This is a genomic window from Inquilinus sp., assembly GCF_057815775.1.
The window spans coordinates 1-11,268 of record NZ_JBYRFX010000314.1 but is presented as its reverse complement, the minus strand read 5'-3'; the positions used below and the strand labels follow the sequence as shown (position 1 = coordinate 11,268).

Sequence of the window (11,268 nt, the reverse complement as noted above, 5' to 3'; positions counted from 1 at the left end):
ACCCACGAAGATGCGATCCCTGGCGGCCTCCAGCATGTCGAGCGCCTCCTCGTCTGCGGACTCGCAGTGATAGATCACATCGACCCCGCAACGAACGGCTCGCTTTACGGACTCTGCAGCGCGCGCATGACAGTTGACCTTCTTGCCAAAGTCACGCGCAACGTTGACGGCCATCTGTACTTCCTCCTCGTGCATCACGGTGAGACCGCCGTGAGCCGCTGGGCTAAGATCGTCACCGGAAATGTTCACCTTGATGTTGTCGACGCCTTCGCGGCAGCACAGGCGAACGGCGCGGGCGATCTCCTCCGGCCCGTCGGCGATCATGCCGAAGCTTTCGTAATACATGTGCTGCTTGCGCTCGTCGCCCAGGCCGCCGGTGACCGTGATCTCCGGGCTGCCGGCGCGGATGCGGGGGCCGGGCAGGCGGCCGGCCTCGATCTCATTGCGGATCACCACGTCCAGCCGCAGCTTCGAGGTGGCGGCGCTGTAGCAGCTGGTGAAGCCGTGATCGAGCAGCGTCTTGGCGTTGCGCATGGTCAGCAGGACATGCTCTTCCGGCGGGATGTTGCCGAGGTCGCTGTCGTTGACCGCGCCGCCGAAGGAGATGTGGGCGTGGCCTTCGACCAGCCCAGGCATCAGCGTGCGGCCGTGGCAGTCGATCACCTGGGCGCCGTCGGCCACCAGTTGGCCGGGCGTGCGGGCGACGGTGCGGATGCGCGTGCCTTCGACCAGGACATCGGCCGGATAGGCCTCGGCCCCGCTGCCGTCCCAGACCATGGCGTTCCGGAAAATGACCCTGTTCATCGCAGCTCCCCTGTTTCTCTGCCGTAGCGTTCTCTGGCGTTGCGGCCCGCCCGGCGGCCCGGCACCGGAGCGGCCAGGGCCGGCAACGGCGGGGTCGCCGATCTCGCTTGGCGGTCCGGCGTATCGTCAGACGATGTGCCATGATGATATATAGGTCAATCAATAATATATTTTATTGACCCTCGGCGATCAGGCTTCGATAATCCATCCTGACGGCGTCCAACCCGGCGTTCCGGGATTAGGGGGAACATGGCCCGCGACACCACGCTCAACCGGACCCAGGGCGCCTATGAGGCGCTGCGCGCGGACCTGTTGTCCTGCCGCATCCTTCCGGGCAGCCGGCTGAAGATCCAGGAGCTGTGCGTCCGGCTGACCGTCAGCCTGGGCGCGATCCGCGAGGCGCTGTCGCGGCTGACCTCGGAAGGGCTGGTGGTGGCCGAACCGCAGCGCGGCTTCCGCGCCGCCCCGATCTCCGCCGCCGATTTGCAAGATTTGACCACGGCGCGGATCGAGCTGGAGACGCTGTGCCTGCGCCGCGCCATCGCCTGCGGCGACGTCGATTGGGAGGCGCGGCTGGTGGCGGCGACGCATCGACTGTCGCGCACGCCAGAGCGGGACGCGGACGACCCGGCGCGGACCAATGACGACTGGGCGGAGGCGCATGCCGCCTTCCACCGTGCCCTGGTCGATGGCTGCGACAGCACCTGGTTGCTGCGCCTGCGCGGCCAACTCTACGACCAGAGCGAACGCTACCGCCGGATCTCGGTGCCGCTGACCAAGAGCACCCGCAACATCGAGCAGGAGCACCAGCAGATCGTCAAGGCGACGCTGGACCGTGACGCAGCGGCCGCGACCTCGCTGCTGGGGATTCACCTGCAGGCCACCGCAACCATCCTGCTCTCCGCCGCCTCGAGCGACGAGATGCGGGTGGTGGAAGAGGTCGAAGGGTAAGGGCCTGCTCCTGGGCGGAAGCCCTAAACCCCCATCCACTGCCGCGCGATCTCGGTGTACAGGCCGACCGAGGTCTCGATCTTCGAGGCCAGGCAATATTCGTCGGTCTTGTGCGCCATGGTCGGCTCGCCCGGCCCCAGGATCAGCACCGGGATGCCGCCCATGGCCGGGGCCAGCACCGAGGCGTCGGTGAAGAAGGCCGCACCCCTCGGGTCGATGCGCTGGCCGCTCGCCCGCTCGCACAGATCGAACACGCCGCTGATCCATTCATCCTGCGGGCTGGTGGCGATGGCGCCGACATCGACGATCCGCGACAGCTCGACCCCTTCGCCCAGCACGGTCTCGACCTCGCGGCAGATCGCATCGTTCGACTGGCCCGGGATGGTGCGGATATCGACCTGGATCTCGGCCCGGTCGGGCACGGAGTTGACGTTGATGCCGCCGGCGAAGGTGCCGACATTGATCGACGGGCCGCCGAGATGGCTGTGCCGCGGCACGTCGAAGGCATGGTCGGCTAGGCGCAGCACGCCGCGCGCCGCCTTGTACACGGCGTTGTCACCCTGTTCGGGCATCGAGCCATGGGCGGTGACGCCGCGGAAGGCGGCCTTGAGCCACAGCGCGCCGCGATGGCCGATCAGCGGCAGGTTGGACGTCGGCTCGCCCACGACAAGGGCGCCGGCCCGGGGCAGAGCGTCGGCCAGCCCAGCCAGGTGGCGGGCGCCGTCGCAGCCCGTTTCTTCCCCCGCGGTCAGCACCAGGGTCAGGCCGGCGCGGCGACCGGGCTGACGGGCCAGGCCGATCGCCGCCACCACCATCGCGGCGACGCCGGCCTTCATGTCGCTGGAGCCGCGGCCGTAGATGCGGTCGCCGTCGATCTCCGCGGCAAAGGGGTCCCGGGTCCAGGGTGCGGCGCCCAGCGGCACGGTGTCGAGATGGCCGGTGAAGCACAGCGGCGCGGCATCGGCCGGGCCGGGCAGGGTGGCGACCAGGTTGGTGCGGCCTTCGCCCATCGGATGCACCGCGACGTCGAAGCCGGCCTCCTCCAGCACCCGCCCCGCCAGCTCGGCGCAGGGCTGTTCGCCGCCCGGCGGGTTGATCGACCGCAGCCGGATCAGCGCCCGCGTCAGCTCGACGGCGGAGGGGGTGTTCGACATCGTCATCCAGCCTTTACCCTCCGCGACCAGCCGTGGGGCCGGCGCGGGGTCATTCATGCGTCCGACAATCCCCCTCTAAGCTGTCATGCCATGGCTTGACCGTGGCATCCAGGGGCGGCCGGAGCGGCTCTCCGTGGCCCCTGGATTGCCCGGTCAAGCCGGGCCATGACAGTCAGAGACAGTACGACGAGCCAGCCTACTGCCGCAGCTTGGTCCAGATCCGGTCATAGGCGCGCGTCGCCTTTTCCGGGCAGGCCGGCGCGAAGGTGATCTTCAAATCCTTCGGCGGGTTGAACTCCGGCGACGATCCCAGCTCGGCCGACAGCAGCTTGTTGGCGCCGGTGACCGCGTTCTGGTAGCCGGAGAAGGCGGATTGCAGGGCGATGTTCTCCGGCGCCATCAGGAAGTTCAGGAACGCCTTGGCGTTCTCGACATCCGGCGCGCCCTTCGGCACGGCGACATTGTCCATCCAGCCGACCACGCCTTCCTTCGGATAGACGTAGGTCACGGTCGATTTCTGCTGGCGGGTGGCCTCGGCCTTACCAGACCATTGCTGGTGCATCGCGGTCTCGCCCGAGACCTGGCGCTCTACCGTGCCGTCGGAGTTGTAGACCTTGACGAAGGGCTTCTGCGCCTCCAGCAGCGCGTCCAGCGCCTTCAGGTCGGCCGGGTCGGTGTTGCATTGCGATTTGCCGAGATAGACCAGCGCCAGCGACATCACCTCGCTGGGCGACCCGAACATGCCGATCTTGCCCTTCAGCTCGGCCGGCGGGTCGAACAGCGTCTTCAGGCTGTTGAGCGGGCCCTTGTACACGGCGGTGTCGACGGAATAGGAGGTGGTGCCCCAGACCCAGGGCACGCTGTATTTCGCGTCCGGGTCCCAGGACCGCTTCTGCCAGGCCGGGTCCAAATTCTTGAAGTTCGGCATCGACGCGACGTCGACCTGCTCGAACAGCCCCTGGTTCACGAAGATCGGGATGAAGTCGTTGCTGACCACGATCAGGTCGTAGCCCGAGGCGCCGGAGGTCAGCTTGGCCAGGGCGGTCTCGTTGGAATCGTAGGTGTCGATCGAGACCTTGATGCCGGTCTCTTTCTCGAACTTGGTGATCAGCTCGGGCGCGGTGTAGTCGGTCCAGTTGTACAGGTGCAGCTCGCCCGCCGCCTGCGCCGCGGCCGGTGCCACGAGGGCCAGCGCCGTGCCGGCCATGATCGATGCCCAGAATTTCATTTTTGGTCTCCCTGTTTTTAACGGTTAGCCCCTTCGTCAGCCCGCCCGCCGGTTGCGGCGGCCGAGCAGCAGCGCCCCGCCGACGAAGACCAGCGAGACCCCGAGCAGAATGGTGGAGATGGCATTGACCTCTGGCGTCACGCCGAGGCGCATCATGCCGTAGACATAGACCGGCAGCGTGGTCGACCCGGCGCTGGACACCATCATGCTGATCAGGAAATCGTCGAGCGAGACGACGAAGGCCATGATCGCGCCGGAGCCGATGGCCGGGGCCAGCAGCGGCAGGGTGATGCGCCGGAACAGCTGCCATTCGCTGGCGTAAAGGTCGCGCGCCGCCTCCTCCAGCGCATGCCCCATCTCGCGCAGCCGGGCCTGCACCGGCAGCAGCGCGAAGGGGATGCAGAACACGGTGTGCGCGATCATCAGGTTGACCAGGCCGTTGTGCATGCCCAGCGACGAGAAGAACACCAGCGTGGCGATGGCGACGATGATCTCCGGCACCACCAGCGGCATGGCGATCAGCATGGTGATGAAGCCGCGGCCGACGAAGCGCTTGCCCCGCTCCAGCGCCAGGGCGCCGGTGACGGCGATGACGGTCGAGGCGATGGTGGCGACGACGGCGATGACCAGGCTGTTCAGCGCCGCGTTCCGGATGTCGTCGTTCTGGGCGACCTTCACGAACCAGCGCAGGCTGAAGCCCTGCCAGATCGTGACCAGGTTGTTGCTGTTGAAGGCGTAGACCACCAGGATCAGCAGCGGCGCGTACAGGAAGGCGACGATGAAAATGGTGTACTGCGCCAGGCCCGGCGTGCGGCGCCAGTCGAACGGCTTCGCCGTGGATCGCCTGGTACCGGCCGGGGCGGCGGCGCGGCGGGCGGACAAGTCGGGCGCGCTCATGGCCGCAGCTCCCGCCCCCGCGGTTTGCGCGCCTGCACCATCAGCACCAGCAGGATGACCACGGTGATCGCGGTGGCCAGCGCCGCGCCGAACGGCCAGTTGCGCGACGAGGTGAACTGCATCTGGATCAGGCTGCCGATCAGCAGCGTCTTGCCGCCGCCGAGCAGGTCGGGGGCGAGGAAGGAGCCGAGCGCCGGGGCGAAGACCAGCGTCGCCCCGACCACGGCGCCCGGCCGGGCCAGCGGCCAGACGATGCGGCGGAACACGGCGCGGCGGTTGGCGTACAGGTCGTAGGCGGCCTCGACCAGCCGCGGGTCCAGCCGCTCCAGCGTCGAATAGATCGGCAGCACCATGAAGGGCAGGAAGGTGTAGACGAGGCCCAGCAGGATGGCGCCGTCATTGTACAACAGCGGCAGCGGGCTGCTGGTGATGCCCAGGCCGCGCAGCAGCTGGTTGGCCACGCCCTCGTCGCGCAGGATCAGGATCCAGCAATAGGTGCGGATCAGCGTGTTGATCCAGAACGGCAGGGTGACGACGAACAGCAGGATCCGCCGCCGCTCCTCGCTCTGGCACACCACGTACCAGGCGATCGGCAGGGCCAGCGCCAGGCAGATCACGGTGGTGGCGATGGCCAGGTACAGCGACCGCAGGATGATGACGATGTAGTCGGTCGAGAACACCAGCGTGTCGTCGAAATCGCGCTGGTACAGGAACTGGATATAGGCGTCGAAGGTGGCCGGGCCGGTCACGCCGCCATAGGCGCCGGCGGTCATGAAGGAATAGGCCACGGCGATGCCCATCGGGATCAGCATGAAGATGCCGATGACCAGGGCGGACGGGGCGATCAGCAGCAGGGTGCGTCTCATGACCCGCGCCCCTCAGTGCCGCAATTCGCGTTCGGCCTCGGGCGCCCAGTCGATGTCGACCGCGTCGCCCGGGGTGAAGTCGCCCGCCACGTCCCGCAGCCGCGCCCGGATGCCGATCTCGCCCGGCAGATCGACCTCGACCAGCGTGTCGAGGCCCAGGAAGGTGACCGCAGCGACGCTGCCGCGGGCCTTCCCGGTACGATGGCCGCGGCTGAGGTCCAGCGTCACCCGCTCCGGCCGGATGGCGATGGTCAGGCCGGGATCGCGGCCCAGCGCCGAACCGGGGATCAGGTTGGCCTCGCCGATGAAGTCGGCGACGAAGCGGCAATTCGGCTCGTGATAGATCTCTTCGGGACGGCCGACCTGCAGCAGGTTGCCGTCATGCATCACCGCGATGCGGTCGGACATCGCCAGCGCCTCCTCCTGGTCATGGGTGACCAGGACGAAGGTGATGCCGGTCTCGCGCTGCAGCCGCTTCAGCTCGCCCTGCATCTCCTTGCGCAGCTTGAGGTCCAGCGCCGACAGCGGCTCGTCCAGCAGCAGGACGCTGGGCTTGGGCGCCAGGGCCCGGGCCAGCGCCACGCGCTGCTGCTGGCCGCCGGACAGCTGGGTCGGCCGGCGGTTGGCGAAGCCGCCCAGCCGCACCATCTCCAGCGCCTGTGTCACCTGGGTGGCGATCTGGGCTTCGCCGCGGCCCAGCATGCGCAGGCCGAAGGCGACGTTCTCGCCGACCGTCATGTGCGGGAACAGGGCGTAGCTCTGGAACACCGTGTTCACCGGCCGCTTCTGCGGCGGCAGGGCGGCGACGTCGACGCCGTCGATCCGGATCATTCCGGTGGTCGGCATCTCGAAGCCGCCGATCAGCCGCAGCAGGGTGGTCTTGCCGCAGCCGGACGGGCCCAGCAGGGTGAAGAACTCATTGTCGTCGATCGTCAGGTCGACCGTCTTCAGCGCCTGGACGGTGCCGACATCCTTGCTGACGAAGCTCTTGGAGACATTCTGCACATCGATCATGACGCGGTGCCGCTCCCTGGTGCCTGTCAGGCGGCCTGTCTGCCAGCCAAGGGCGCTTCCGCCTGGATCGGGTTGCGCAGCAGGCCGACGCGCTCGAGCTCGACCTCGCAGACATCGCCCGGCTTCATGAACAGCTGCGGCTTGCGCGCCATGCCGACGCCGGCCGGCGTGCCGGTGATGATGATGTCGCCGGGCGCCAGGGTGATCGCCTCGGTGATGAAGGCGATGATGGTGGCGACGTCGAAGATCATGTCGTCGGTGCTGGCGGTCTGCACCACCTGGCCGTTCAGCCGGGTCTGCAGCCGCAGGCCCTTGCCGCCCAGCGGCAGCTCGTCGGCGGTGACGAAGACCGGGCCGAAGCCGCCGGTGTTGTCGAAATTCTTGCCCAGGGTCCATTGCGGCCCCTTGGTCTGGTAGTCGCGGACCGAGGCCTCGTTGAACACGGAATAGCCGATGACGTGGTCCAGCGCCGCGTCCTTGGCGATGTGGCGGCCGCCGCGGCCGATCACCGCCACCATCTCGCCCTCGTAATCCAGCTGGTCCGACAGCGCCGGCCGCAGGATCGGCGCGCCATGGCCGACCAGGGTGGAGGCGAAGCGGGTGAAGATGGTCGGGAAGGCCGGCGGCACGAAGCCGCTCTCGATCGAATGGTCGACATAGTTCAGGCCGACGCAGACGATCTTGCCGGGCGCGGGCAGGGGTGGCAGCACCGTCACCGCCTCCGGGTCCACCACGGCGCCCTGCAGCAGCCGGCGGCTGGCCGCCTGCAGCGCGTCCGCGCCTTCGGCGACCAGCCGGGACAGCGGGCCGGGAAAGGCCGGGTCGGTCGAGAGAAGACCGTGGAACCGGCCGTCCGGCGCCGCCGCCGCCAAGCCTTCGGTGCCCTGGTCGCTATAGGCCAAAAACCGCATCTGCGTCCCCGTTCGTGCCGTGTTCTTGTCTGTCCGTCCCCACGGATGACCGAAGCGTAGGAGCAGAAAGTATACTTGTCAAAATAATATATTTTTCTGGAGCCAGAGCCGTGCAGCCAAAAATATATACCGGCCAGGGCCATGCGGTCGCACGCCGTTCCGGTTTCCGGGGGACCGGTCTATAGTGCCCGCCGGCCAAGGCCAGGATCGGAGCAGGCGGTGCAGGGGTTCGGCGTCGAGGAGACGCACGGCATTCTGATGCGCGAGGAGAACGACTACCTCTCCTCCAGCGGGCCGCTGGGCTGGCAATCGGTGTTCACCTCGATCCAGCGTGAGCAGCCATTCGAGGATTCCTACCGGGCCCTGCCGGACCATCTGATCATCCTGCATCTCGACGGCTATGTCCGGGTCGAACGCTGGCTCGGCGCCCGGCGGGAAAGCCGGATGATCGCGCCGGGCGGCATCGTCATGATGCCGGGCGGCGCCGATTTCCGGGTGCGGCTGAACGATCCGCTGTCGACCGCGCATTTCTACATCCGCCGCTCGGTGCTGGCCGAGGTGGCGCAGGACCTGACCACGGGCGACCCGGAGCGGCTGGAATTCCTGCCGCGGATCGGCGAGGCCGACCCGCTGATCGAACGGCTGATCCTGTCGCTGCGCGACGAGATCCTGGCGCCGAGCGGCTTCGGCGAGACCATCGTCGACTACACGGCCCGGCTGATCGGGGCGCGGCTGATCCGCAGCCACTCGACCCACGAGGCCCGGGTGATGCCCGAGATGGCGGGCCCCTCCGACCTGCAGCGCAAGATCGCGCGGGTCACCGAATTCGTGCGCTCGAACCTGCACCGCACCATCCGGCTGGAGGAGATGGCGGCGGTGCTGGACCTCAGCGTCTCCCAGCTCTCCGTCCTGTTCCGCAAGGGGCTGGGCCAGCCGCCGCACCGCTTCCTGCTGAATTTGCGCGTCGCCCGCGCCCGCGAGCTGCTGGCGACATCGGATTTGCCGATCGTCGAGATCGCCCTGGCCTGCGGCTTCTCGCACCAGGAGCACATGACCCGGATGTTCCGGCGCGAGATCGGCCTGACCCCGGGCGCCTACCGCCGCACCATCTCCTAATCCGCGTTTCGTGCAGGCGGATAAGCGATCCGTGCAGGAATCGCGTGCCGGATCGGCGCAGCCTCGCTGCCATGGACAGTGCGTTCCACGGGAGAGCGGCCGCGATGCAGGGATTTGTCTACGAGGCGCTGCCGGCGCGGGTGGTGTTCGGCCACGGCACCTTCCGCCAGCTGCCCGACGAGGTGGCGCGGCTGGGCCTGCAGCGCGCTTTGGTGCTGGCCACGCCGCAGCAGGCGCAGGAGGCGGAGCGGATCGCCGCCACGCTCGGCGGCCGCACCGTCGGCACCTTCGCCGAGGCCACCATGCACACGCCGGTCGAGGTGACGGAGCGGGCGATGCAGGTGGTCGCGTCCCGCGGGGCGGACGGGGTGATCGCGGTCGGCGGCGGTTCCACCACCGGCCTGGGCAAGGCCATCGCCCTGCGCACCGACCTGCCGCAGATCGTGGTGCCCACCACCTATGCCGGGTCGGAGATGACGCCGATCCTGGGCGAGACGGTGGCCGGGCGGAAGACCACCCAGCGGTCGCCGAAGATCCTGCCCGAGGTGGTGATCTACGATGTCGACCTGACCCTGACCCTGCCCGTCGGCCTGTCCGGCACGTCCGGCATCAACGCCATCGCCCATGCGGTCGAGGGCCTCTATGCCAAGGACGCCAACCCGATCATGTCGCTGATGGCGGAGGAGGGGATCCGCGCCCTGGCCGGCGCCCTGCCGAAGATCGCGCGGGATCCGCTGGATCGGGCAGCCCGCAGCGACGCGCTGTACGGCGCCTTCCTGTGCGGCGCCGTGCTGGGGTCGGTCGGCATGGCCCTGCACCACAAGCTGTGCCACACGCTGGGCGGCAGCTTCGACCTGCCGCATGCCGAGACCCACACCATCGTCCTGCCGCACGCCCTGGCCTACAACGCCGCGGCGGCGCCGCAGGCGGCGTCCCGCATCGCCCGGGCGCTGGGGGCCGAAGACGCCCCCCGCGCGCTCTACGACCTCGCCGGCGCGGTCGGCGCCCCGCGCGCCCTGCGTGATCTCGGCATGCCCGAATCCGGCATCGCCGAGGCGACGGCGATCGCCCTGGCCAACCCGTACTGGAACCCGGCGCCGCTCGACCGCGGCCGGATCGAAGCGCTGATCCGCCGCGCCTGGGACGGCGCGCCGCCGAGGGGATGACTTTCGTCACCCCTGGGGTGACGCAGGTCACCCCCGGCGCCCCCGGTCCCGTGCGATGACACCCCATCGAGATTTGAGGAGACGGCTGCGATGACGGCCAACACCCACGCCCCCGACCTGTCCGACACCGACACCGGATATTTCACCGAGGAGAATTCGGCCGATGTCGTGATCGGCCGGATGAAGGCGGCGAAGGATGCCCGCTTCCACCAGGTGATGTCGGCGGTGATCCGCCACCTGCACGCGGTGGTGAAGGAGGTGGAGCCGACCAATGACGAATGGATGGCGGCGATCCAGTTCCTGACCACGACCGGCCAGATCAGCACCGACTGGCGCCAGGAATACATCCTGCTGTCGGACACGCTGGGCGTCTCGATGCTGGTCGACGCGATCAACAACCGCAAGCCGTCCGGCGCCACCGAGACCACGGTGCTGGGGCCGTTCCACGTCTCCGACGCGCCGCGCTACGACAACGGCGCCGACATCTGCCTCGACGGCAAGGGCGCGCCGCTGCTGGTGCAGGGCCGCGTGCTGGACACCGAGGGCCGGCCGGTGGCCAACGCCCTGCTGGATGTGTGGCAGACCAATGAGGACGGCTTCTACGACGTGCAGCAGAAGGGCGTGCAGCCGGAGATGAACCTGCGCGGCATCTTCCGGACGGATGAGGCAGGCCGCTACTGGTTCCGTTCGGTCAAGCCGCGCTTCTACCCGATCCCCAGCGACGGCCCGGTCGGCCAGCTGCTGGAGCGGATGGGCCGCCACCCCTACCGCCCGGCCCATATCCACTTCATCGTCGGGGCCGAGGGGTTCGAGCCGATCACCACCCACATCTTCAGCCCGGACTGCCCGTACCTGCACAGCGACACGGTGTTCGGGGTGAAGGAAAGCCTGATAGCCGATTACCGCCAGCTGGACGATGCGCCCCGGGCGACGGCGCTCGGCCTGCCCAACCCGTTCTGGTCGGTCACCTGCGACTTCGTGCTGGCCCGGCCGCGCCAGGGCTAGCGCGGGGCTACGGGATTAACACCTGCCAAGTCGGATCTTCTTGAGTCCCCCCACCCCTTGCGGGGAGGGGGGCAGGGGGAGGGGTCTGCGCGCGTCCGCGCGCGAATAGGCAGAGGACCAAACACGCATCTGCGCGGGCTTAAGACAATTCGGGCC

Annotated in this window: 11 protein-coding genes; 4 read left to right on the top strand and 7 right to left on the bottom strand. The window is 68.5% G+C overall.

Annotation, left to right across the window (positions count from 1 at the left end):
- A partial coding sequence (locus tag AC3XYG_RS11130; protein WP_489139895.1) for an amidohydrolase family protein occupies nt 1–804 on the bottom strand: 804 nt, incomplete at its 3' end.
- 249 nt (nt 805–1,053) lie between these two features.
- Here AC3XYG_RS11130 and AC3XYG_RS11125 point away from each other — a divergent pair.
- Entirely contained in the window at nt 1,054–1,755 is a 702-nt protein-coding gene (locus AC3XYG_RS11125; RefSeq protein ID WP_489139894.1) for a GntR family transcriptional regulator, read from the top strand.
- Nucleotides 1,756–1,778: 23 nt separating this feature from the next.
- On the opposite strand, the gene AC3XYG_RS11120 is transcribed toward AC3XYG_RS11125, so the two are convergent.
- From AC3XYG_RS11120 to AC3XYG_RS11095, 6 genes are all read right to left on the bottom strand, one after another.
- Nucleotides 1,779–2,915: a M20 family metallopeptidase gene (locus AC3XYG_RS11120; RefSeq protein WP_489139893.1), complete on the bottom strand. Its 1,137-nt coding sequence runs from the start codon at nt 2,913–2,915 to the stop codon at nt 1,779–1,781.
- A gap of 190 nt (nt 2,916–3,105) precedes the next feature.
- Nucleotides 3,106–4,137 carry an extracellular solute-binding protein gene (locus tag AC3XYG_RS11115; RefSeq protein ID WP_489139892.1) on the bottom strand — a complete coding sequence of 344 codons (1,032 nt, stop codon included), beginning with the start codon at nt 4,135–4,137 and terminating at the stop codon, nt 3,106–3,108.
- A 36-nt stretch (nt 4,138–4,173) separates the two neighbouring features.
- A complete protein-coding gene (locus tag AC3XYG_RS11110) occupies nt 4,174–5,034 on the bottom strand; it encodes an ABC transporter permease (protein WP_489139891.1) in 861 nt (286 codons plus the stop codon).
- Nucleotides 5,031–5,900 (bottom strand): ABC transporter permease, encoded by an 870-nt coding sequence (locus tag AC3XYG_RS11105; RefSeq protein WP_489139890.1) that lies wholly within the window; start codon nt 5,898–5,900, stop codon nt 5,031–5,033. The genes AC3XYG_RS11110 and AC3XYG_RS11105 overlap by 4 nt, the downstream gene beginning before the upstream one ends.
- Nucleotides 5,901–5,912: 12 nt before the next feature.
- Nucleotides 5,913–6,914 carry an ABC transporter ATP-binding protein gene (locus AC3XYG_RS11100; protein WP_489139889.1) on the bottom strand — a complete coding sequence of 334 codons (1,002 nt, stop codon included), beginning with the start codon at nt 6,912–6,914 and terminating at the stop codon, nt 5,913–5,915.
- Between the two features lie 26 nt (nt 6,915–6,940).
- Nucleotides 6,941–7,825, bottom strand: a complete 885-nt coding sequence (locus AC3XYG_RS11095) for a fumarylacetoacetate hydrolase family protein (RefSeq protein WP_489139888.1) — start codon at nt 7,823–7,825, stop codon at nt 6,941–6,943.
- A 219-nt stretch (nt 7,826–8,044) separates the two neighbouring features.
- Between AC3XYG_RS11095 and AC3XYG_RS11090 the strand changes: the two genes are divergently transcribed.
- The 3 genes from AC3XYG_RS11090 to AC3XYG_RS11080 all read left to right on the top strand — a co-directional run bounded on the left by AC3XYG_RS11090 (nt 8,045) and on the right by AC3XYG_RS11080 (nt 11,112).
- The gene (locus tag AC3XYG_RS11090; protein WP_489139887.1) at nt 8,045–8,941 is read left to right on the top strand and encodes a helix-turn-helix domain-containing protein; all 897 of its coding nucleotides are present in this window, start codon (nt 8,045–8,047) and stop codon (nt 8,939–8,941) included.
- 104 nt (nt 8,942–9,045) lie between these two features.
- Nucleotides 9,046–10,107, top strand: a complete 1,062-nt coding sequence (locus AC3XYG_RS11085; RefSeq protein WP_489139886.1) for a maleylacetate reductase — start codon at nt 9,046–9,048, stop codon at nt 10,105–10,107.
- A gap of 90 nt (nt 10,108–10,197) precedes the next feature.
- On the top strand, nt 10,198–11,112 hold the full coding sequence (locus AC3XYG_RS11080) for an intradiol ring-cleavage dioxygenase (RefSeq protein ID WP_489139885.1): 915 nt from the start codon (nt 10,198–10,200) through the stop codon (nt 11,110–11,112).
- Nucleotides 11,113–11,268: the final 156 nt, after the last annotated feature.